At 38.8% G+C, this 23,493-nt stretch carries 21 protein-coding genes; 14 read left to right on the top strand and 7 right to left on the bottom strand.

Annotated elements, in window-relative coordinates:
• The first annotated feature begins 114 nt into the window (after window positions 1-114).
• From ACFOOI_RS11290 to ACFOOI_RS11265, 6 genes are all read left to right on the top strand, one after another.
• Window positions 115-420: an ArsR/SmtB family transcription factor gene (locus ACFOOI_RS11290; RefSeq protein WP_379838078.1), complete on the top strand. Its 306-nt coding sequence runs from the start codon at window positions 115-117 to the stop codon at window positions 418-420.
• Window positions 421-490: 70 nt separating this feature from the next.
• Complete coding sequence (locus ACFOOI_RS11285) at window positions 491-727, top strand: hypothetical protein (protein ID WP_379838076.1); 237 nt, start codon at window positions 491-493, stop codon at window positions 725-727.
• 54 nt (window positions 728-781) lie between these two features.
• On the top strand, window positions 782-976 hold the full coding sequence (locus tag ACFOOI_RS11280) for a DUF6132 family protein (protein WP_379838074.1): 195 nt from the start codon (window positions 782-784) through the stop codon (window positions 974-976).
• Window positions 973-1,362, top strand: coding sequence for a rhodanese-like domain-containing protein (locus tag ACFOOI_RS11275; RefSeq protein WP_379838072.1), 390 nt, complete (start codon window positions 973-975; stop codon window positions 1,360-1,362). Before ACFOOI_RS11280 ends, ACFOOI_RS11275 begins: the two co-directional genes overlap by 4 nt.
• Window positions 1,362-1,586 (top strand): hypothetical protein, encoded by a 225-nt coding sequence (locus ACFOOI_RS11270; RefSeq protein WP_379838070.1) that lies wholly within the window; start codon window positions 1,362-1,364, stop codon window positions 1,584-1,586. Before ACFOOI_RS11275 ends, ACFOOI_RS11270 begins: the two co-directional genes overlap by 1 nt.
• A 182-nt stretch (window positions 1,587-1,768) precedes the next feature.
• Window positions 1,769-3,259, top strand: a complete 1,491-nt coding sequence (locus tag ACFOOI_RS11265; RefSeq protein WP_379838068.1) for an alpha-amylase family glycosyl hydrolase — start codon at window positions 1,769-1,771, stop codon at window positions 3,257-3,259.
• A gap of 8 nt (window positions 3,260-3,267) precedes the next feature.
• Here ACFOOI_RS11265 and ACFOOI_RS11260 read toward each other — a convergent pair whose 3' ends face one another.
• Window positions 3,268-5,580 carry a DUF5916 domain-containing protein gene (locus tag ACFOOI_RS11260; protein WP_379838066.1) on the bottom strand — a complete coding sequence of 771 codons (2,313 nt, stop codon included), beginning with the start codon at window positions 5,578-5,580 and terminating at the stop codon, window positions 3,268-3,270.
• Between the two features lie 83 nt (window positions 5,581-5,663).
• Between ACFOOI_RS11260 and rnr the strand changes: the two genes are divergently transcribed.
• A complete protein-coding gene (gene rnr / locus ACFOOI_RS11255; RefSeq protein ID WP_379838065.1) occupies window positions 5,664-7,970 on the top strand; it encodes a ribonuclease R in 2,307 nt (768 codons plus the stop codon).
• Window positions 7,971-8,051: 81 nt separating this feature from the next.
• On the opposite strand, the gene ACFOOI_RS11250 is transcribed toward rnr, so the two are convergent.
• Entirely contained in the window at window positions 8,052-9,701 is a 1,650-nt protein-coding gene (locus ACFOOI_RS11250; RefSeq protein ID WP_379838063.1) for an ArnT family glycosyltransferase, read from the bottom strand.
• Window positions 9,702-9,903: 202 nt separating this feature from the next.
• Between ACFOOI_RS11250 and ACFOOI_RS11245 the strand changes: the two genes are divergently transcribed.
• Window positions 9,904-10,320, top strand: coding sequence for a hypothetical protein (locus ACFOOI_RS11245; protein ID WP_379838061.1), 417 nt, complete (start codon window positions 9,904-9,906; stop codon window positions 10,318-10,320).
• Window positions 10,321-10,895: 575 nt separating this feature from the next.
• Complete coding sequence (locus ACFOOI_RS11240; protein ID WP_379838059.1) at window positions 10,896-11,486, top strand: hypothetical protein; 591 nt, start codon at window positions 10,896-10,898, stop codon at window positions 11,484-11,486.
• Window positions 11,487-11,644: 158 nt separating this feature from the next.
• On the opposite strand, the gene ACFOOI_RS11235 is transcribed toward ACFOOI_RS11240, so the two are convergent.
• Both ACFOOI_RS11235 and ACFOOI_RS11230 read right to left on the bottom strand, forming a co-directional pair.
• A complete protein-coding gene (locus ACFOOI_RS11235; RefSeq protein ID WP_379838057.1) occupies window positions 11,645-14,026 on the bottom strand; it encodes a glycoside hydrolase family 95 protein in 2,382 nt (793 codons plus the stop codon).
• A 122-nt stretch (window positions 14,027-14,148) separates the two neighbouring features.
• A complete protein-coding gene (locus tag ACFOOI_RS11230; protein ID WP_379838055.1) occupies window positions 14,149-14,997 on the bottom strand; it encodes a glycosyltransferase family 25 protein in 849 nt (282 codons plus the stop codon).
• A 307-nt stretch (window positions 14,998-15,304) separates the two neighbouring features.
• On the opposite strand from ACFOOI_RS11230, the gene ACFOOI_RS11225 reads away from it, so the two are divergent.
• A complete protein-coding gene (locus ACFOOI_RS11225; protein WP_379838053.1) occupies window positions 15,305-16,249 on the top strand; it encodes a D-2-hydroxyacid dehydrogenase in 945 nt (314 codons plus the stop codon).
• Window positions 16,250-16,307: 58 nt separating this feature from the next.
• Here the strand turns inward: ACFOOI_RS11225 and ACFOOI_RS11220 are convergent, their stop codons facing one another.
• The 3 genes from ACFOOI_RS11220 to ACFOOI_RS11210 form a co-directional block, all read right to left on the bottom strand.
• Window positions 16,308-16,805: a DUF2911 domain-containing protein gene (locus ACFOOI_RS11220; protein WP_379838051.1), complete on the bottom strand. Its 498-nt coding sequence runs from the start codon at window positions 16,803-16,805 to the stop codon at window positions 16,308-16,310.
• A 42-nt stretch (window positions 16,806-16,847) separates the two neighbouring features.
• Window positions 16,848-17,591 carry an ABC transporter ATP-binding protein gene (locus ACFOOI_RS11215; protein WP_379838049.1) on the bottom strand — a complete coding sequence of 248 codons (744 nt, stop codon included), beginning with the start codon at window positions 17,589-17,591 and terminating at the stop codon, window positions 16,848-16,850.
• A gap of 165 nt (window positions 17,592-17,756) precedes the next feature.
• The gene (locus ACFOOI_RS11210) at window positions 17,757-18,266 is read right to left on the bottom strand and encodes a GNAT family N-acetyltransferase (protein WP_379838047.1); all 510 of its coding nucleotides are present in this window, start codon (window positions 18,264-18,266) and stop codon (window positions 17,757-17,759) included.
• 80 nt (window positions 18,267-18,346) lie between these two features.
• Here ACFOOI_RS11210 and ACFOOI_RS11205 point away from each other — a divergent pair, with 80 nt between their 5' ends.
• The 4 genes from ACFOOI_RS11205 (at window position 18,347) to typA (ending at window position 23,376) form a co-directional block, all read left to right on the top strand.
• Window positions 18,347-19,312, top strand: coding sequence for a YpdA family putative bacillithiol disulfide reductase (locus tag ACFOOI_RS11205; RefSeq protein WP_379838045.1), 966 nt, complete (start codon window positions 18,347-18,349; stop codon window positions 19,310-19,312).
• Window positions 19,313-19,456: 144 nt separating this feature from the next.
• Window positions 19,457-20,119, top strand: coding sequence for a hypothetical protein (locus tag ACFOOI_RS11200; RefSeq protein WP_379838043.1), 663 nt, complete (start codon window positions 19,457-19,459; stop codon window positions 20,117-20,119).
• Window positions 20,116-21,291: a glutathionylspermidine synthase family protein gene (locus ACFOOI_RS11195; RefSeq protein WP_379838041.1), complete on the top strand. Its 1,176-nt coding sequence runs from the start codon at window positions 20,116-20,118 to the stop codon at window positions 21,289-21,291. The genes ACFOOI_RS11200 and ACFOOI_RS11195 overlap by 4 nt, the downstream gene beginning before the upstream one ends.
• A 258-nt stretch (window positions 21,292-21,549) precedes the next feature.
• Complete coding sequence (gene typA / locus ACFOOI_RS11190) at window positions 21,550-23,376, top strand: translational GTPase TypA (RefSeq protein WP_379838039.1); 1,827 nt, start codon at window positions 21,550-21,552, stop codon at window positions 23,374-23,376.
• Window positions 23,377-23,493 lie beyond the last annotated feature (117 nt).

Raw genomic sequence — 23,493 nt, 5'->3', positions numbered from 1 at the left:
TTGCTCTGTCTTTTTTTAATTTTTGGTTATTTCGCTTCGGATAGTATATATATACAAATGAACTAAATAGGGGCTTTTGGTATTATATGAATGAATGTTCATATATTTGATATTATGGTTTTATCACAAAAAAGTTCTAAAGAAAAGCTCGAAAAAGCGGCATATATCCTCAAAACAGTGGCACACCCTACGCGTTTGGCCATTATTGAGGCTTTGGGTGTAACCGAAAAACTAGGGGTAGGCAGCTTGTCTGAAATGTTGGGCTGTGAGCAGTCCTTGCTTTCGCACCATTTGATAAATATGAAACTGAGAGGTATTTTGATTTCCGAAAAAGAAGGGCAAAATGTGTTTTACAGCCTCAAAGAAAAAGATGTACTCAAACTGATTTCTTGTATAGAAAACTGCGACTGCATCATGTAGATGACTTATGTCACATAAGATTGGATATAAACTTTATAACTTTGAATTCAAGTAAAAAATATAAGTAATTATGAAAGATACGATTTTGACAGGCTGGAATTTTATGCGGTTTCTGCGTTTGGGTATAGGCCTTTATGTATTAATCCAGAGTTTGCTTAATGCTCAATATATGCTGGCTTTTGTGGGGGGCTTATTTATTTTTCAGGCTGTTATGAATATGGGTTGTGCCGCTTGTGCCGCAACTCCAGCAGCCAAAGTAAACCCAAATTCAAATCCCGACGAAGTAAGTTTTGAGGAAATTAAATAAAACTGAAAATTATTTATTTCTTTAATATTTGTACTTTTAAACCCATTTTTAAATATGAAAACCAAGTATATAGTACCGATTCTAGGCGTTGTAATTGGCTCACTTTCGGGTTATTTTTACTGGCAGCAAGTGGGTTGCAGTTCTGGTACTTGTATGATTACCTCCAAGCCTTTTAATTCCACCATTTATGGTGCCATTATGGGATATTTATTGTTTGATTTAATATTTGATATAATTAGAAAAAAATGAAAAAACTTAATCAATTCGTTCTTAGTCTGGTATTTTCTTTAGTTTTGGTGTCTTGTTCAGATGCTAATTCACAGGTCACAACTGTCAACCTCGATACCTTTGTAGAAAAAATAAAAGCGACTCCTAAAGCTCAGCTGCTAGACGTGCGTACGCCGGGTGAGTGGGCACAAGGTAAAATTGCATCTTCAAACACGATCAATATTCAGGATCCAGAATTTATCGCTAAAGCTTCTAAATTAGATAAAAACAAGCCTGTTTTTGTTTATTGTGCAGTGGGTGGCAGAAGTGCTTCGGCCTCTAAAATGTTAGAAAAAGCGGGCTTTAAACAAGTAATTAACCTAAGTGGGGCCGGTTACAGCGGTTTGGCTGCAAAGGGAGTAAAATAATGGAAAACGAAAAATTTAAAAGTTTACTTACGCCCTTGATGGCTTCGCTGACTTTGGGTCTTGCACCATTTGTGCCAGAACCTCACGTGTGGGGCAAACTAAAATGGCTTATGGGTGGTGCTGTGGGCATGAATCCCATGGATTATTTTGACCTACTTATGCACGGTGCTCCTTGGCTCTGGCTGATGTATACTTTAGTTAAAGTATTCATTTTAAAGAAATAAGTAAACGTTTCGATATTACAAAGGCTCACTATTAAGTGGGCCTTTTTTGTCTTATTTAAACTTCTTCTTTAACTCATTTTAGATTCACTCAAAAAAATAAGCCACAAACTTTTTCTCGCTTTTAGTTACTTTACCTTTGACCTACCTGTGATATAAATTTCTAAAAACTAACACCTTATATATTGAATCAAGCAGACCGACCCCCTAAGGTTTTCTACGAAATTTTTGTACGCTCATTTTGTGATTCAAATCAAGATGGCCTTGGCGACCTAAACGGAATAACGTCAAAACTCGACTATTTACAATACTTAGGTGTGGAAGGAATTTGGCTTACACCTTTTTTTAAATCAGATACCTATCACAAATACGACGTAATAGACTACTATCAGGTTGATCCACAATGTGGCACCCTTGCAGATTTCGAACGGTTGATACATGAGGCTCATGAGCGAGGCATTAAAGTGCTTATTGATTTTGTGATAAACCATACAAGCAAAAAGAATCCTTGGTTTTTGGAAGCAAAAAAAGGGAAAGGCAATACATACAGAGACTATTATGTGTGGATGACGCCTGCCCAAATTAAACAGCGTGGCATAGAGATAAGAGAAAAAACGGCGGATAGCGGTGAAACTAATCCTTGGCATTGGGCTCAAAAAGGTGATTCAGAGAAGTACTACGGCATGTTTTGGAATGAAATGCCCGATCTCAATATGGATAATCCCAAAGTGCGAGAAGAAATTTATGCCATAGGGAAATTTTGGTTAGAAAAAGGCGTGGATGGTTTCAGGATGGATGCCGCAAAGCACATTTACCCCGAATGGGAAGCTGAAAAATGCCATGATTTTTGGTTTGAGTTTCGGCAGCGAATGGAAGCAGTTAAACCTGATATTTATGTAGTAGGTGAGGTTTGGACCAAAGCCGCTAAGGTGGCTCCGTTTTTTAAAGGACTGAAAGCCAATTTTAATTTTGACCTTAGCGATGCCCTTCAAAATATAGTTAAAACTGGAAAAGACAAACTAAAAATAGTAGAAATGCTGATAGCAAACTACAAGATGTTTGAACAAATAGTGCCTGATTTTGTGGATGCCACCATGCTCACCAATCACGACCAAAACCGCATTGGAAGTATTGCCGACGGGCATCAAGATAAACTAAAAATGGCCGCTACGCTTCTACTGACCTTGCCCGGCAATCCTTTTATCTATTATGGCGAAGAGTTGGGAATGAAAGGTGTAAAACCTGACGAAAACCTCAGAGAAGCGTTTTTGTGGAACACCCGAAACCAAGACCGCGACCGCTCAAACTGGCGAAAGCCAAAATACAATACGGACTCAAAAGTAAAGCCGCTGCGTTTGCAGACTGAAGACTCAGACTCGCTTTTTTGGCACTATAAAAACCTGATTAGTCTACGTAAAAGTACAGCAGCTTTGGCTCAGATATATCAGCCAAACTTATCTGTTTCAAGTGTAAAAAGCACGGGTTTGCTCTCATTTATTCGTCCTCACCAAGAAGGTAGTGTTTTGGTTATTCAAAATATTACAGATTCTTCGCAAAGATTTTATATCAAAGAATCGATTGAAAGTCAGCTTTTTAGCTACAAAGTTCAATCTCTCGATGGAAACGATGTGGTCTTAAATGCCTACGGTTGTTTGGTGTTGATGCTTAGGAAGTAAGACTTCACTTACACATTTAACCAATACGTCATTTTTAAAACCAAGGCTCTGTTTTTTGGAGTCCATGGCTGTATGTTGTAGTTTCTGATATCTTGGGCAAAATAGTTATCCGTAAAAACCAAAAATACATCACTCACCGGTTTGTATCTCCATTGAAGCCGGGCGTTTATGTTGGTATTGTTTGTTTGAGAATTATACTGGAAGTAGGTGCTCAAAAATACACTTTTCGAAAACGAAAGTTCTGCCTTTGGGCCAACTAACCAATACTTAACCGAATTGTACGGTTTTTCCAAGCTAATGTCTGTATAGAATACATCCATGGCTACTTTTCCGTAAGGTTGAATTCTATAATTCATGCTCGATTCCACCCCAAAAGTTGTACCGTTTGTTAGTTTTTTGTTCCTGTAATAGGGGCCACCATATACCAAAACACTCACATAAAAATTATGCCTTTGTGGCGTTGTTAAATTTATAAATGGTGTGCGAGTTTTGTATTCGCCAACTGGCAATGGCGTTACGTCTTTTGAAAAATCAGGGTTCGGATTGTCTGCCGCATTTGTAATGTCAAATGGGTTGTATAAAAACGAATACGCCATATAGTACCCAACCGAAAATTCTCCGCCCGCAGGTGTATTTAAAAACATGAAAATTGGAGCTTCGGTATCCAATCTTTTTCCACTAAGGTCAAAAACATCGTTTCCGTCCATCCCTATTCCAAACGCATTTATTTTCTTTGCTATCCGTTGGTTTTTTGGATTTAAAATAAAATTAATAGGCCTATATAGTGTATAAACGCCATTTCTTGGTGTAAATCCCATCTCTGATTTGTAGTCTTTTCCTATCCGAGCCATGCCAAGGTTAATGTCCACATTTGGGTGATGGTAGCCAATATATTGGTTTATGGAACTGGCGTCTTTCCCTCCTCCAGGGCTAAAAGATTGGTGATAATAGGTTTCGGTTTCTAAACGGTTATTGGGCGAATAGTAGTTGTATTCTAAACCCACCACACGGTTATATTTGTCTACCCCTGCTTTGGCAGATTCAGGGATGTTCTTAAACATGTTTTCTTTGTTTACCACTATGGCTCCAATATATGAGCGGGTAAAAAGTTGCCTCTGAATAACCCCCACCGAATAGTTAGTAGCAGGCAAAAACTGGTCATTTCCTTTGTTTACTTTGGCGGTTTGCATATTCAAAATTCCCACTCGCCAGTCTTTGTTGAGTTTTCCGCTTAGTCTAGCACCGCCCAAAATAGGCACCTGCTCCACCAAACCCGTAAAGTTGTTTCTGGTTAAGCCTATTCTTCTTGAGAAAAACGGACGTGAACCTGGATATCCAAATTTGCCAAATAAGTCGCTGTTTTCTATAAAAAATTGTCTTTTTTCGGGAAAAAATAATTCGAACCTACTTAAGTTAGTTTGTTGAGCATCCACTTCTACTTGTGAGAAATCGGGATTTACAGTCAAGTCTAAATTTAAAGAAGGCGTTATAGCAATTTTTGCATCAAGGCCAGCTCCCATTTTTGATTCTGATACTTTGGGAAGTGCCTCTAAATTATCTGTTCGAGGAAAATTTGAGTTTGTATTTGCCGACAAATACGGAATCAATGAAATGTTTGCCCCTGGCACTGGCGGGTTTTCGTCCCAATGCATGGTGCCCGTAAATGCCAAACTAGCTGGAGGAAAGTTTCTAGGCACTGGCGACCAAGTAGATACTTCGTTTGATTTCATATAATATCGCCCAAAGTTTACTCTCCAACTGTTTTGGTTGGTAGATACTTTGTATCTTAATGTGGTAAAGGGTATCGCTATTTCGGCCACCCAGCGGTCGTCGTAATTGGCCACTTTTGAGTACCATTTATTGTCCCAGGTAATATCAGTTTCTCCACCCAGCGATATCAGTCCTTCACGCTGCACATTGAGAGGCGAAAGCGAAAACTGCATGCCGTTCAGTTTGTCTTTAAAAGTATCTACATAAACCGAAAAAACATCGCTTGTTCCGCTTTCAAAATCTCGTTTAAAAGAGCTCACTGTGTAGCTTTCTCTCGGCTGAAAGGCTACTACACCTACGTACATAAACTTCTCATCAAAGGTTACTTTTACGTATGTTTGATAGGTGGCATATGTGCTGTCGTAGGGTTTGTTTAAGAAAAAAGGCTCGGTAGAGTCGGCCATTGTCCAAGCGGCTTCGTCTAATATTCCATCCAGTTTAATTTCATTTTTTGATTTTCTAATTACGATCTCTTTAGAACCACTCTGGGCAAACGTATTTTGAAATAAAAAACACAGTAAAATGATTTTTAGTAGAGAAGGAAACTTCATAGGGTTTATTTTGTTGATACATATAGACATAATTCTCACAAATATGGTAGATTTATGTTTTTTAGAACTAAGAATTTATATAAATGGCAAATAGAAGAAAAAAAACTCAGATTGCTTCGCAAAAAGAGCAAATTCACGACTTTTTTAAAGAAAATAGAGATAGAATATATACTTTAAATGATTTGTACAATCATTTTGATATCATCGACCAAGAAGACAAACTGTTTTTGAGATTGATGGTGGAAGACCTCGTAGATGAAGGCAAACTAAAACCAGAAGGTAGAGCTAGATACGTTATAAATGAAGACACTAAGTCGTCCAATTTGATTGACGGAAAGGTAGATTTTGTGAATCCAAAATTTGCATTTATCAGATATAACGATCAGCAGTCAGACATTTTTGTGCCTGCCGAAGACCTTCAGGGAGCACTCGACGGCGACACTGTTAGGGTAAAAATAACTGGAGAACGAAAAAATGGTAAAAACCCAGAAGGCCGAGTAGTAGAAATACTAAAACGTGGCCGCGATGAAATAGTCGGAAAAATTAAAGTCTACAGCACGTATGCTCTCGTTTCGCCTGATAATAAGGGTTTTCATGAGCAGGTTTTTATAGCAAAAGATAAAATGAACGGTGCCGAAACGGATGATTTGGTTATCGTGAAAATACTAACTTTCCCCAAAGGTTCAATACAGGCTACGGGCGAAATAATAGAAGTACTCGGAAAATCGGGAGATAACAATGCCGAGATGAACGCCATCATGGCTGAGTTTGGCTTGCCTGTGAAGTTTCCAGAAGATGTCTTGAGAGAGTCGGAGGCGATATCGGAAGTTATAACCAACGAAGAAATAGCCAAGCGAAAAGACATGCGTAAAACGCTTACGTTTACGATTGACCCCGCTGACGCCAAAGATTTTGACGATGCGATAAGCTACAAGAATTTAGAAAATGGTAATTTCGAAATTGGGGTACACATTGCGGATGTTTCGCATTATTTGAGACCCAATACCAAACTTGAAGAGGAAGCTTTTAGAAGAGCGACTTCGGTTTATTTGGTAGACAGAACAATACCGATGCTTCCTGAGAAACTTTCGAATAACCTATGTTCATTACGACCAAATGAAGACAAATTGGTGTTTTCGGCTGTTTTTGAAGTAAACTCTTCGGCTGAAGTAGTAGGAGAGTGGTTTGGTAGGGCTGTGATACATTCTGACCGTAGGTTTGCCTATGAGCAAGCCCAAGATGTGATTGAAGGCGACAATGAAACTGAACCTGTGTATGGGCCACTTTTGAAAAATCTGAATAAATTAGCTTTGATTTTAAGGAAAAAGAGATTTGAGAAAGGGGCGTTTAACTTTGAAACAAACGAAGTTAAGTTTAACCTCGACGAAGCAGGTAGACCCGTTGGTGTATATCAAAAAGTGCGTAAAGATGCTCACAAATTGATTGAAGAATTTATGCTTTTGGCCAATAAGCACGTGGCCGAATTTGTGTATAAAATGAACTTGAAGTCGGATCACCCAAACCCTGACGATGCTTTTACGATGGTATACAGGGTGCACGAACCGCCTAATCCTACCAAAATAGAGACTTTCGCAGCTTTTGCTAACAAGTTGGGTTTTCCGATAAAGACCGGCTCTACGGCTTCGCTTTCGAAGTCGCTGAATGGTTTGATGACCCAAATAGAAGGCACGCCAATGCAAAATGTATTGGAGTCGCTCGCGGTAAGAACCATGAGCAAAGCCCGATATACTACTCAAAATCTCGGTCACTTTGGTTTGGCCTTTAATCATTACAGTCACTTTACGTCTCCCATCAGAAGATACCCCGACGTGATGGCTCACCGTATGCTACAGCACTATCTCGATGGTGGCAAGTCGCTACCCGTTGCAGATTTTGAGGAGAAATGTAAGCATTCGTCAGACATGGAAAAACTAGCCGCTGAAGCCGAAAGAGCCTCTATTAAGTACAAGCAAGTAGAGTTTATGAGTTATCAGTCTAAAACGGATATATTCCAAGGCGTGGTAACGGGCGTGGCAGACTTCGGTATTTTTGTTGAAATAGAAAACACTGGCTGCGAAGGCATGGTGCGTTTGGCAGACTTAACAGACGATTTTTACGAATACGATGCCGATAACTTTAGGGTAGTGGGCCGTCGCAAAAATAAGATTATTGGTTTTGGTAACGCTGTAAGAGTAAAAATAAAAGCCACCGATCTGGAGCGTAGAAGTATGGACCTTGAGTTGGTTTCGGTTGAGGGTAGTAGTTTCGCAATCAAAGAAGGTGGTTCTGGCAAAAGCTCACACCGAGGGCAGTCGTCAAAAGGCGGCAGAAAAACTTCTGGCGGAAGAGCAGACGGAAAGCGATCAAGCTCTAAAAAAAGAAGGAAATAAGATTTTAAATATTCACAAAAAAAGCTCAACTTTGGTTGGGCTTTTTTTGTGTTAAAAGGTATCAAAATTCAATCAATTACTTCATTTTACTTTCCTATACAAATACTTTTTCTCAAGTGTTTTTTCTCTTTTCTCAGGTCTTAAGAAGTTTATGCTTAAGCGAGTAACGGGGAAATAATCAAATTCTTTTTCTTGTTTGTACGTATCACCAAACTCCTGGTCTAAGCGGGCTTTGCCTTCGGCACTAGCATAAAGTAAGGTGCCTATTGGATAGTCTGCCATTTTTGTGCTGTCGGCAGGATTAACTATTTTTTGGCTGTAATAATCTAACGCAAAGCTTTCTCCTTCTTTAAATAAATAGAATGGATTTCCTGCCCCCGTTTTATGGTAAGTTTTGCCTGCCATGGCTCCTGCTTGGTATTGGAGTAGGTTTGGGTACAATGATTTCGACATAATGAAGCCTAAACAAATAGCCGCCCAAGCAATCGGATATAGCAACCTTTGAGGTGCGTTTTTGGGAAGTTTATAAAAAAATAAGAAATACAGTACGAAGCCAATTATCCATACTGAGATCAATAAAATTGATTTTTCGGGGAAAAAGTAAAAGATACACAAGCCTCCCAAAGTGAAATAAGCCGTATAAAAACCAATGGTGATTTTGCTTATTAATTCCATTGTTTTTTGCTTTCTTGAAATCAAAAAATCTGCCGTGATAACGGCTGCGAATGGCAACAAAACGAATATGTAATGCGGCAGTTTATAGTGTGAAGTAGACAAGGCTAAAAATGGCAACACAAATCCAAAAAGGCTAATGCTTTCTTTGTAGGTTTTTGTAAAAATGGCTTTGATGGCAGAAAATAGTGCCGGTATAAATAAGAATATCCAAGGTTGAAAATCCCATAGAATAGTATGGAAAAAGAAGAAAAAGCCTGTGTCGTTTTGCCAATAGTTTTCGCCCGTAATACGTCCAAAACTTTGAATCCAGAAATAAAATCGTAGTCCGGAAGGTCCTTGGAGGCCATAAACGAACTTTTCGGGATGCAAGTCAAACTGCTGATACAGGCCATAACACATCGGGCTCAATAAAATCAGAACTCCCACTACCCCAAGTAGCCATTTGTAATTAAATATCGCTTTCCAGTTTAGGGTCAAAAGCAAGTGACCGCCAATGGCAGAAATGATGATGATATAGGCAATGGCTCCTTTGGCCATCATGCCCAATGCCAGGCCCACTACGGCCCAAACCAAATTGATGTTTTTGTCTGATTTTAAATAAACCGATATTTGCCATATGGTAAATATGCTCGCTCCGGTCAAAAGTCCGTCTGTTCTGACATCGTTTACCATCAAAAAATAGGCTTGGCAAGTGGCCAAAATCAAGGTAGAGAACTTTGCGGTGGTGGTGTTATACCAGAGTTCGCAGAACTTGTAAGTAGAAACCAAACCCAATAACAAAAACAAAACGGCAGGCAGTTTGTACGCAAAATTATGGACTCCCAAAGCACTAAAAGATAGGCTGCTCATCCAAAACAACAAAGGCGGCTTGTCGAGGTAGTCTAGGCCACGGTGATAAACCTGAAGATAGCTTTTGCTCTTCATCATTTCCCAGGCTATGGTGGCATATTGGGCGGCGTCTACTTCCATGATGTCGAGCATCATAAACAGGACATAAACTATAATAATAGCCGCCAATGAGATTTTGAAAAGCGTAGCTTCGTTGTTTATTTTCATGTGTTCTTTCAATTCTGTGTGCAATAACCTACGCTTTTTTTATCTTTCCAATCGAATTTACTTTTCTTATGCTTTTTGAATAGTTTTTTTGTGAGAAAATGCATTTTTAATTTAAGAATTTAAATAGTAATTAGAATTAAAAATGAAAGATTCCCAACCATTTTGCCTTTTAAAATATCAATCCAATTTTAAATTAAACGTTATGAAAATATTATTTGTGAGTTTGATAGTTGCGGGGCTTTTTATGGGTTGTACAACCGCTCATATTTCGCCCGAAGACATTATAGGGAAATGGAATAATGCGTATCAGATTCAGTCAAAAGACGAAAATGGTAAGTGGAGCCAATGGACCACTATCAATACTTTGGTGGCCCTGCCTACATTAGAATTTACCACAGATGGTAAAATCCTTTGGGATGGAAAACAAAGCGACTTCTGTTGTGTGCCTCGAACGTACACGATTAAAAAAGGAAATGTGATTGCTTATTCGTCGGGAACAAGTAGTTGCGAAACCGTGGACTGCGTTGAATACAAAGATTGGGTTATAGAACGCCTTAAAAACGACACTTTAGAGATAAATCAACATTATACCAAGGTGAGGTATTTGAGAGGGAAGTAGCTTTTTTGCATTTTAAACTTTACAAATAATTACGAGCACTTGATTAAATCGGTATTGTAAGCTTTGTTCGCAACTTTTCAGAACTTCGTCTTAATTGCTTAAAATTAGAGAAAGTTTTTTTTGCCTCTGGTGAATACTTAAGAAGTAGTAATTGCCTGTAAATAAGTTTTTTCCGAAATTTATTAAGAAAATTGATTTCAAAAAGAAATAAATGTTTACGTTTGAATTCACAATTTAAATCAAATTATAATGCAATTTTTCACACTGCTATCTTCCTCTCTTTCTATTCGTTCTGGTTCTAAGTTGAAATATTCAGAGTTTTGTAGGAAAGCAAATTCTCAAGAAATACTTTTTAAAGTCTTGTTTTTATTAAATGGAAGAACTGTTAGTTTCTCTTGATATGGAAGCGTGTTTATTATTCAAATATTCCTGCTTATAGTAGTTGTACAGGTTGCAGCGAAGCAAATGCAGATTTTGGCGGTAGTGGATGTTATAATAATTTCAGTGGTAAAAGTGCAGCTTTTAATTGTGATGATAGTATTGCTAGACAATTATACTTATAAAATATTAATATTATGAAACAGATTTTTTTTCTTTTCTTTCTTTTGAGTTCAATTAATATTTATGCTCAAAAGTCTAATTTTGGAGTTTCAATGAAATATTCAAGTGCATACAACGGAAATCTTTATGCTGATCGAAATGAGATTGTAAACTTTGATAAGCTGTCATTGAATAATAAGAAAGTTTTCAATATCGGCGTTAACTACTTTAGTTTAGGAGCAAAAGATGATAGCAGGTTTTTCATAAGGCATGGAGTTGGGTCTTATTTTTCGGTAAGCCTTAAAGATAAACAAGCTATTGACACCCATAAAACTTCATTTTATATAAATAATGGATTAGGTATAAAGGCATTGAACTTAGCAAAAATTATCTTGCAATTTCAATTAGAAAATAATTTTTTAATTTCTTCAAATTCAGTTAGTGAGGGAGACTTCTCTAAGTTAAACCGTAGTTTTTGGAGTATAGGGAGTGGCATCCAACCATTCCCCAAAACATCAAAAATAGTTTTAAAATATGATTTAAGTTTTACGCCTGTCTCTAAGATGAATGGGCAAATGAGCAATCGGATTTATTTCTCAAGTTTTGGATTGGATTATAACTTTTAAAAATAATCAAAGAGGCTGTCTCAGAGTATATTGAGTCAATCTCTTTCCTCTTGGATGTCTTCATTAACTTGTTAGTCGTAATTCAGCTTAGGAATCGTTCTAATGTTTTTTTAAGTTAGAAAAAAAAGTAAATAAAATCAATTAAGAATTTCCACCAATCAAATTCCCCCAACCAAACTCCCGTTTTCTAACTTCACCGTTTTTGAATTGCCTTTGTAGGTAATTGTTGTTTGGGTGCCAGGTGTGCCTTTTAGGGTGTATGATTTCAGTTTGCCGTCTTTCCATGTGAGGTCTATTTCTAAGCCTGTCCTTGTTTTTAATCCTTTTATACTACCCGTAGCCCAAGCGTCAGGCAATGCAGGCAAAAGGTATATTTTTTCAGGTGTAGACTGCACCAGCATTTCGGCCACGGCAGCTGCTCCACCAAAGTTTCCGTCTATTTGGAAGGGCGGGTGGGCATCAAAAAGATTCGGATATGTGCCGCCGCCGTTTTGATCTTTTGGCCTAGTGGCGTCAGGTTCCACATATCTCAGCAATTCCCTATACATTTTGTAGGCCCTGTTGCCGTCCCATAGTCTCGCCCACAGGTTTATTCTCCAGCCTTTTGACCAGCCCGTGGTTTCGTCGCCTTTTATTTCTAATGCTTCTTTACATGCCGCGGCCAAACCCGGCGTTTCGTCCATGTTTATGTGTCTCCCCGGAAATAGCCCATACAAGTGCGACTGATGCCTGTGCTTGGGGTCGTTGTCTTTCCAGTCGTAGTACCACTCTTGCAGGCTGCCGTCTTTACCTACTTGATAGGGATGCATATTTACCAACACTTCTTCCAGTTTGTTTTTGAAGTCGTAGTCTCCACCCAAGACATTTACGGCTTCAATGATATCCATAAATAACTCCCTGATCATGGCCAAGTCTGCCGTGGCTCCGTATAGCGTAGCTCCTTTGTAGTCTTGGTCGGTGACATACACGTTTTCGGGTGAAGTGGAGGGTGAGGTAACGTATTTGCCATTTTTGTCTTTGACTAACATATCCAAACAAAACTCCGCAGCCCCTTTCATGAGCGGATAAGCCTTGTTTTTCAGAAACTCTTTGTCTTTGGTATACATGTAGTGCTCCCACAGGTGTGTGCTAGACCAGGTGCCACCCATGGCCCAATTGGCCCACACAGGGTCGCCTTTTCCAAAATCCCCCACCGGATTGGTCATCGCCCAAATGTCAGAATTGTGGTGACAAACCCAGCCTTTGGCCTTATAAAAAGTCTTTGCGGTTACGCTTCCGGTCTTTTCTAAGTTTTCTATAAAACCCAAAAACGGCTGGTGCATTTCAGATAGATTGGTGTTTTCTGCCAACCAATAATTTTCCTCAGCGTTTATGTTCATGGTGTAGTTGCTGCTCCACGGCGGTCTGATGTATGGATTCCAAAGGCCTTGCAGGTTGGCTGGTACTTTGGGTGTGCGTGAGCTACTGATGAGCAGATAGCGTCCATATTGAAAATAAAGCGTTTCCAAATATTTGTCAACTTTGCCAGTTGCATAAGCCTTTAGGCGTTTGTCAGTCGGCATTTCGTCTGCAGTTCCTGCTCCGTCAAGTGTTAATTTTACGCGTTCAAAATACGGCCTGTAGTCTTCCTCGTGTCTGTTTTTTAGTATCTCAAAAGTCTTGTATTTTACACGTTCTATTCGCTCGTCTACCAGAGCAGTTTCGTCTATTCCTTCACGTTCGGGGTCTTTGTCGAAACCATTAAAGCTAGTTGCTATGCTTACCAACAGCATAACTTCTGAGGCGTTTTTAACCTCTATGTAGCCTTTTTTATTTTTTATCTTCCCTTCGTCGGTTATTACTTCTATTTGGGTTGCAAAACGCGTTCCGTGTTCTGAGTCAAACTGTACGGCCTCTTCGCCTGCTTTTACGTAACTGGGTTTTGCTACTGTGGGTGCTCTGCCAGAAGCTAGTAGTTGATTTTTGCCTGTAAATACGGTGTGGCTTAGCTGTGAGTCAAACCTTAGCGTAAAGTTTATGCCTTTGGCAGTTTTGCTGCTTAGGCGTATCACCATCACTTTGTCTGGGTATGAGTAAAAATAGTTTCTTGTGATTTCGTTGTCGCCTTCGGTGTATTTTATGTTTACCGAGGCGTTGTCAAGTGAAAGTTCGCGGTAATAATCTTTTACATTTTCGGTGTCAAAATCTAAATATAAGGTGCCCAAAGGAGCGTATGACTCGGAAAATTTTCCTTGTAAATTTCGGATTAAAGAATCGGCTAATTTGTAGTTTTCGTTTTTTAATGCTTCCCTTACACTGGGCAGGTACTTGTAGGCTTCGGGATTCATGTTGGCGTTTACGGGCTCGCCGGACCACAGCGTGAGGTCATTCAAAAATATTTTTTCGGAGTGTGTGCCTCCAAATATGGTAGCACCTTGCGTGCCATTTCCTATCACGAGGGCTTCTTCGAAGTGTTCAGCGGGCTGCTCATACCACAGTTTTAGGTTTTGAGAAAAAAGCTGAAGTGGTAAGAGTGCAAAAAGCCAAAAGATTTTTTTCATGAAAGAACTTATATTGAATTGGTCGAATAAAAACGGTGCTCAAATATAGGCATTTGTGTTTTTTAAACCCAAGAACATAATTCTAATTCCTGATGAGTTTTTTGAAAAAAAACCTTCTAGTCTCAGTCCCGTAACTCACTCATCTCCAAAACCGCTATTTGGGCTTCGTGATTAAGCTCATTATTCTCAACTTCTGAGTCCGGAATTAGGCATTTGCTGTTAATTAACCTCCCGATCAGCATTTTATAGTATTTCTGAATCTTCCATTTTATTTGCCTTCCACGGTTTTTGGGTTTGGTAGAAATGGTGGAGCTCATCTGTCCATTGTGAGAGCCTTGTTCGAAAATAGCGGGGTGTGCCCAATACATCCGCACCACCTTTCTGTCTATCAGGCTGTTGTGCCACCAGTCTATTACCGTATGGCATTTGGTGGTTTTTAGGTCTTCCAATATCCGCTTTGCGGCCGCGAAGTCAATTAAGTATGCTCCAGCCATTCGGCCGTCAATAGCACTGTAGAGACTTTTGCCTTGTTTTTTTTGCCAATAAGAAGGAAACCTAAGCGTTGAGTTTTCTAAAGAAATGATGAATCCACTCGGTAGATTTAAAATCTCCTCGCTCATTAAATCTAACTCCTCCCTTAAGTCTTTTAGAAAGAACGGGTCATTTTCTAAAACCAATGCAAAAGGCAATTTTCGGGCTACTATTTGTTCATAAATAAAAATATGATTTAAGGTACACGAGAGCACCCCGCGAGATAAATCATTCTCTATTCCTTTTGTAAAATATTTGTCGATTAGTTCGGGTGTGAAATTAGATGGGTCGCCGTCTGTGATAAATTCAAAATTGAGTTTTTTTTCTTTGAATAAATCTATGATCCTTTTCTCATGATATTCGTACCCACGTTTGGCATGAACAATGAAAATTGCCTGCTGGGCAATGGAGGTGCTTAGGTTATATTTTTGTGTTTTCATGTGTGTATATGGTAGGTCTAATTTTGGATTTATATCAATATGTTCTTTTTCTATTTCGAAATAAAATTATTTTAATTGGACTGTAATTTTATTACGTGATTTTTTGGGCAAAACCTTAAAATGGTTTAACAATTCCTTGAAATTTTCTATTTGCAGAATTGTGCGATTTCCATTTAAACGAAATTTGAGAAGTATAATTTTAAAAGGAAATTCATTTTTAAAAATAAAAGTGTTTTGAAAAAAAGATGCGTATAGTTAATGGTTTCCCCACAATTAGCTTATTTTTGAGAAACACAAACCTAGCCTTATGAAAATAGTTTATTTAGATTCCTTTACCGTAAATCCGAAAGAAATAGATTTAGAGATTTTTAAAGATTTTGGAGATTTTAAAATGTATGACCGTACCACAGCTACACAGGTTGTAGAGCGGGCTCAAGACGCAGATATTTTACTTGTAAACAAAGTTAAAATCACCGCTGATGTTTTAGAGAAACTCCCAAAGTTAAAGTATATTGGTGTAACTGCCACGGGATATAACATTGTAGACGTTCACGCGGCTGCAGCTAAGGGTATTACCGTTACCAATGCCCGAAACTACAGTTCCATGTCTGTGGCTCAGCAGACTTTCGCCATGATTTTAGCCTTCTCAAACCGTCTGGCAGAGCATGACAATCCCAAAAAGTGGGCTTCGCAGCCTGATTTTTGTTATTACGATTACACCATCACTGAGTTAGAAGGGAAAGTACTGGGGCTGCTCGGCTTTGGTGATATAGGCAAAGCGGTAGCACGGATAGGAATGGCGTTTGGTATGCAGATTATTGTCCATAAAAAGACTCCCTTTGCTGAACCTATTGCGGGCATCACTGAGGTAAGTCAAGATGAACTTTTCAGCAAAAGCGACTATCTAAGTTTGCACTGTCCGCTCACACCCGAAAACGAAGGTTTGGTTAACATCAATCAAATTTCTAAAATGAAATCATCGGCTGTTTTAATCAATACGGCTCGTGGAGGTTTGATAAACGAAAACGACCTGTCGGATGCATTAAATGCCAAACGCATAGCTGGTGCATATTTAGATGTACTTACCGAAGAGCCACCAAAGCCTTCTAATCCGCTTTTGATATCCAAAAACTGCAAGGTGAGTCCACACATAGCATGGGCTAGTTTAGAAGCCAGACAGAAATTGATTCAGATAGTCTACGATAACATCAAAGCATTTTTGGCAGGTTCGCCTCAGAATGTGGTTAAATAAAAAATAGGCCTCAAAACGTTTGCTTTGAGGCCTATTCATGTCTGTGTTTTTGTTCAGATTACCACTTCAAAGGAATCATAACTCTAGCGTTGTCCCACTCAATAGCTATTTGGCTATCCGAAGCAGTGATGCTTAGTTTTTCCATAACACCTTCAGTTCCTCTTACAGGTAATTTTACTTCTGCTACGTTTTTACCCTTTATTTTGTCATACTCATACGCTCCCCACTGCTTAAGTTCAGAGTTTAGTATTACTGTCCACTCAGTAGAAGAAGGAATCGTAAATAATGAATATGTACCTGCTTTTACTTTAGTTCCTGCAAAATTTACGTCTTTTTTGAAAGTTACCTCGGTTGCAGCATTGGCACCTGTTCTCCAAACTTGACCAAAAGGCACTAGGCTACCAAATATTTCTCTTCCTTTTTTAGACGGTTGGCCATATACTACTTTTACGTTTTCGCTTTCGGTAGTGATGGTTGGGCTAGCAGGTGCTTTTTGAGCAAAAGAAGCAGAGGCTACAAACAAAAAGCCTAACAGTACGAATAATGATTTTTTCATTGTTTTAGAATTTATTTAAAATTGATTTCGGCATAATAACGCCTATTTCTCCGAATTAGTTTTTTCTAATAGTTTTTTAGTCATCTCCTCGGGGTTGGTTGGGTTGTCATTTATTGTGTCTGACTCTATCAAACCATCCCTAAGCCTGATTACCCGATGAGCGTAGTTAGCGATGTCTTCTTCGTGGGTTACCATTATGATGGTGTTTCCTTTTGCATGAATATCATGAAATAACTGCATGATTTCGTACGAAGTTTTGGTGTCTAAGTTACCCGTAGGTTCATCGGCCAAGAGTATAGAAGGGTCGTTTACCAAGGCACGAGCTACAGCCACACGCTGCCTTTGTCCACCCGAGAGTTCGTTTGGTTTGTGTAGCGAACGTGTACCTAGGCCTACACTTTCTAGTATTTTTTGGGCTTTGTCGGTTCTGGCAGCTTTTCCGTAGCCCGCATATATAAGCGGTAGGGCCACGTTTTCTAAAGATGACTGACGAGGAAGCAAGTTAAAGGTTTGAAACACGAAGCCAATCTCTTTGTTTCTCACAGCCGCCAATTCGTTTTCTGACATGCCGCTTACGTCTTTGTTGTTAAGAATATAGGTTCCACCCGATGGCGAGTCTAAACACCCAATGATGTTCATGAGTGTTGACTTTCCCGAACCCGAAGGGCCCATAAAAGCCACATACTCGCCTTTGTTTATGGTAATGGTCACGTCTTTAAGTGCATCTATCACTTCAGAGCCCATTACGTACCTTTTAGATATATTTTTAGTTTCAATTATAACCATGCGAAGACCTTAGTTTATGATTTAAACAAAGGTAAAGTTTTCTATGCTGCAATCTCCTATTTTTCTATCAACGAAATATTTAAAGGATAGGTGGTAGAATATCAGAATACACATGTTTCAGATTGGTTTTATTTAGAAAACGTTATTTTTTAAAATGGCCTATTTTTAGATTCCAATTTTGTAAATATTTAATTCGGTTCCGTTTTCATAAACCACTTCTTTTTTTAATAATTCAAAGCCTAGTTTTACCAATAGCCCATTAGAAGGTTCGTTTTCTGGATTTACGATGGCCAGCAATTCATTTATTTTTAATTTGTTTTTAGCAAAATCAATACAGGCATTTGCAGCTTCAAAACCGTATCCTTTTCCTAAATAATCAGGCAAAAATGCAAAGCCCAAATCGGGAAGTTCTAGCTCGGGTCGTTTGATGAAACCACAGCTTCCGATACACTTTTGGCTAGCTTTTTCTGCTACCGTGTATAGTCCAAATCCATTTTCTCTGTAGCTTTTTATGGCTCCGTTTTCCAGATACGCGGCAGCTTCTGCTATGGTATGGACGTTTCGATCGCCAATGTATTTAAGCCAGCCGGGCGAGTTTAGTAGGGCGAGCATAAATTCGGCGTCAGCAATGTTGGCTTCTCTCAATATGAGTCTGGTTGTTTCCAGTATTATCATTATTGTTTTTTTAGGTAAAAAAATGAATTTAAATAAGCGAAAAATCCTTTATACTTGCAGATTAACCTTTGTTTTTATTTATGAAAAAAGTTGATGTATTGATAGTAGGAGCGGGCCCGATAGGCCTAGCCTGCGGTTTAGAATGCCAAAAAGCAGGGCTCGAATACGTTATTTTGGAAAAAGGATGTTTGGTGAATTCGCTTTACAACTATCCCACCACCATGACTTTTTTTAGTACATCAGAAAGACTCGAAATAGGAGAAGTGCCATTCGTTTCTATTGCTGCCAAGCCCACTAGAGCCGAAGCTCTTGAATATTACCGAAGGGTGGTGCAAAGTAAAAAACTGAATGTGCGTTTATTTGAAAAAATGGAAGTATTTATTCCACAAGAAAATAATCAGTATCAAATAGAAACTATAAAAGAAAGTTATTTGGCTCAACACGTAATATTGGCCACCGGTTTTTACGATTTACCCAATACACTTGGCGTGCCAGGTGAAGACCTGCCGAAAGTAACACACTACTACAAAGACCCGCATTTTTATGCTTTTCAAAAAGTGTTGGTGGTTGGAGCTAATAACTCTGCCGTAGACGTGGCTTTGGAAACCTACCGTAAAGGTGCCGAAGTAACCATGGTGATAAGAGACAAAGAAATAGGCAAATCAGTAAAATATTGGGTGCGGCCCGACATTGAAAACAGAATAGCGGAAGGTGCTATCAAGGCATATTTTGAATCAGAAATTATAGAAGTAAGTGAGCACGAAGTGAAAATAAAGACCCCGAACGGTGAAGTTACCCTAGAAAATGATTGGGTTTTGGCCATGACGGGCTATAAGCCGAACTTGAGTTTTCTTGAAAAGATAGGCATTCAACTTTCTGATGATCAGCAAAAGAAACCATTTTTTGATGGAACCACCATGGAGACCAACATGCCCAATGTGTTTTTAGCTGGCGTGATTTGTGGAGGAATGGATACCCGTAGCTTGTTTATAGAAAACTCCAGAGTGCATGCCGAATTAATTATGAATAAGATTTTGGGTAAATAAGAGCAATCTTTTGTTCTTATATTTCTTCAAATTTATTCCTTCGATATTTAAACTTTTCCTTTCATAATATCTTTTGCTTGATTCCTCCATATTTCGTTTGCTTTCACTGAATATCTTTTGGAATCTTTACACAAAAAAAACGCAATGACGCCAATAAAACAAAATACATTTATCAAAAAAGTAAAGGATATCACCATCAGCGGTTCCTTGTCTATGCTTATTTTGAGTGCAGGGCTTTACAGCTGTTCTTCGGGTTCAGATGGTAGCGATTACGGGCAAACAGAAGAAGTATACACCCAAGGCACACGAACCTACATAAAAGAGGTAGCTAAAGGAGAATTTAAAATAACAGAAGAAATAGCCGTTCCTGCTGATAGCTCAAAGGCTATCGTAACGTATTTGGATGGTAGAGAAGAAATACTCACCAAAGAGGCTTCTCAAAAACTTATAGATGATGAAATAGCCAATAACGAAAGTCATATTGGTCACAACAATGGTTTGTCTAATGTGCTTTTATATAGTGGTATTGGGTATTTTTTGGGCAGAACTATGCGTCCCAACTACGGATACTACAGGCCAGATTTTAGAAGGGACGACCGCCAGTCTACCAGCAGCACAGGCATGGTGCCTCGTGGAGGCGTAAGAGACCAAGGCGAAATGAGTAAGTTTTATTCAAGCAACGAAAGCTTCGCGAAGTCAAACGAAGTAAAAAGTACAGTTTCGAGGTCGAGAACTTCGGTTTCTCGTCCAAGTGGAAGCAGAAGCGGATTTTTTGGCTCAGGAAGTAGATCAGGTTTTGGCGGATGATAAAATTACAAACACTTGAAAACTCGCCTTTAGAAACACTTGAAGAAAAAGGTTGGAAATGGATGTTGGGCGAAGACACTTTGCCTTATGTAACCAAAGACATGGTGGTAGTTTCTGAAAAAGAAGCGGAAGCCTATTATGAAGCCGCCAATGAGCTCTATGATATGTTTGTGGAGGCAGCCGAGCATGTATTAAAAAATGATTTGTTCGAAGAGCTAGGCATTCCGCCTAATTTGGTGCCATTAATCAAACATTCTTGGGAAAAAGACGCCTCATGGCACCTCTACGGTAGATTTGACCTTGCGGGTGGTATAGATGGGAAACCCATAAAACTTATAGAATTTAATGCCGATACGGCAACTTGTATTCCCGAAACTGCCGTGGTGCAGTGGGCTTCGCTAAAAGCAAATGGCTTAGACGAGGCAAAGCAGTTTAATACACTCTATGAATCATTGGTTGCGGCTTTTGAAGAGTTAATCGGCGAAAATCCTACCTATCATCCTTCTTTATTAATCAGCACTTTGCCAGGTTCACCAGAAGACGATACCAACATGCAAGTGCTTGCCGAAGCCGCCACTGAGGCAGGTTTTGAGGTTGATTTTGAAAGTATTGTGAAAGTTGACTTTTCTTCTTCAAAGGGTATTTTTAAACAAAACACCAAAGACGGATCATTCGAAAAGTTCGATTATTGGTTTAAGCTGATTCCGTGGGAGTTTATCGCGTGGGATGAGCCTGAGCTTTGTAAAATAATTTCAGACATATGTATGGACGAGAAAGCCATTGTTCTTAATCCGGCATATACCATGCTTTTTCAATCAAAAGGCATCCTTAAAATACTTTGGGACTTAAATCCGAACCATCCGTTGCTTTTAGAAACTAAAGCGAGTCCAATAAAAGGCAAAGACTCTGTAGAGAAAGTAATGTTTGGCAGAGAAGGAGCCAATGTTAGAATTGTAAGTAGCCAAAATGAAACCTTAAGTTTCACCACAGGCGAATATCAAGAGCAAACAAAGGTGTATCAGGCCTTCACCGATTTTCCTACAGATGCCTACGGAAGCTGCTATCAAGCGGGCGTGTTTTTTGCGGGCGAAGCTTGTGGCTTAGGTTTCAGAAAAGGAGGCAAAATATTAGATAATTTGGCTCAGTTTTGTGGCCATGTCATAGTTGATTGATTTTTGATTTATTTAAAATGTGCTGTTTAGGTATTCCAAAACGCATATTTTGGTAGTTTTTTCGTTGAAAAAGTATAATTTGGGTTTTTTAATGTGAAATTGTATTCTACTAATTAATTATTTGACAATCAATAGTTTAATAAAATATTTATATTAAAATAAGTAAACCTAAAAATATTATTCGTACTTTTGCGGACTTTTTAGGTGTATTACGCCTCAGAATATCGAAAAAACTAAAATCCTTTTGTAAGGAAAAAAATGCAAGAAATAAGAAATATCGCCATCATTGCTCACGTTGACCACGGTAAGACTACCCTTGTTGACAAAATTATCCATGCTTCTAAAATCTTTAGAGAGAATCAGGAGTTTGGAGACTTAATACTTGACAACAACGACCTTGAACGTGAACGTGGAATCACTATTGTATCTAAGAACGTTTCGGTTAGATACAAAGGCGTTAAAATCAATATTATTGACACTCCTGGTCACGCCGATTTCGGTGGTGAGGTAGAGAGAGTTTTAAAACTAGCTGACGGAGTAATCCTTTTGGTAGATGCGTTTGAAGGTCCTATGCCTCAGACGCGTTTTGTATTAGGAAAAGCTATTGACTTAGGTCTTAAGCCTATTGTAGTAGTAAACAAAGTAGACAAAGAAAACTGTAGACCAGACGAAGTACACGAAAACGTGTTTGATCTAATGTTTAACCTAAATGCTACTGAAGATCAGTTAGATTTCCCTTGTCTTTATGGTTCGTCTAAGCAAGGATGGATGAGTACAGATTGGAAAGTTCCTACAGATAATATCACGGCTCTTTTAGATTCAATCATTGAGAATATTCCTCCTACCCCAATCGTAGAAGGACCACCTCAAATGCAAATAACTTCACTTGATTACAACTCTTTCGTAGGTAGAATTGCCATCGGTAGAGTAGCGAGAGGTGTTTTGAAAGAAGGTATGAACGTTGTGTTGTGTAAAGACAACGGCGTATTTAAGAAAATGAAAATCAAAGAACTTCAAACATTTGAAGGTCTTGGTAGAGTAAAAGTTGATTCAGTTACGTGTGGAGATATTTGTGCGGTTACTGGTCTTGACGATTTCGAAATCGGTGACACTGTTGCTGATGGCGAAAACCCAGAGGCACTTCCAAGAATCTCTATTGATGAGCCTACTATGAACATGCTCTTTACTATTAACAACTCACCGTTTTATGGTAAAGAAGGTAAGTTCGTTACGTCTCGTCACGTAAGAGAAAGATTAATGAAAGAAACTGAGAAAAATCTTGCTCTTAGAGTAAAACAAGGTGATTCTGAAGATAAGTTTATCGTTTACGGTAGAGGTATTCTTCACTTGTCAGTTTTGATTGAAACTATGCGTCGTGAAGGATACGAGCTTCAAGTAGGTCAGCCTCAGGTACTTTACAAAGAAGGACCAAACGGAGAGAAACTTGAGCCAATCGAGACTTTAGTAGTTGACGTTCCTGAAGAAACTGCAGGTAAAGTGATTGAATTAGCTACACAACGTAAGGGTGAGCTTTTGATTATGGAACCAAAAGGAGACCTTCAGCACTTAGAATTTAATATCCCTTCAAGAGGACTTATAGGTTTACGTTCAAACGTACTTACTGCTACTCAAGGTGAGGCTATCATGAACCACAGATTTAAAGCGTATGAGCCTTACAAAGGTGCTATTCCAGGAAGAATCAACGGTTCAATGATCTCTATGGGTAACGGACCAGCAGTTGCTTATGCAATTGACAAACTTCAGGAAAGAGGTGAGTTCTTTATTGAGCCAGGTGAAGACATCTACATGGGTATGGTTGTGGGTGAGCACAGTCGTCAAAACGATATAGTGGTTAACCTTCAAACTGCTAAGAAGTTAACTAACATGCGTGCTTCTGGATCAGACGATAACGTTAAGATTCAACCTAAGACGCAATTCTCTCTTGAGGAGTGTATGGAATATATCCAAAAAGATGAGTACTTAGAGGTTACTCCTAAGTCGCTTAGAATGAGAAAGATATATCTAGACGAAAACGAAAGAAAACGTATGGAGCGTATGTCTGATACCAATGCGGCATTGGCATAAGTTTTAACTTATACTATTATAAAACCTCAGTGTAGACCTCTACATTGAGGTTTTTTTTTTAGCTTTGAATCCGAATTGTTCGGTTCAAAATGATTTAATATTAAAAGAAATATATAC

It is taken from the genome of Lacihabitans lacunae, from assembly GCF_042649125.1.
GTDB lineage: Bacteria > Bacteroidota > Bacteroidia > Cytophagales > Spirosomataceae > Leadbetterella > Leadbetterella lacunae.
This window is presented reverse-complemented; position numbering and strand designations above follow the sequence as displayed.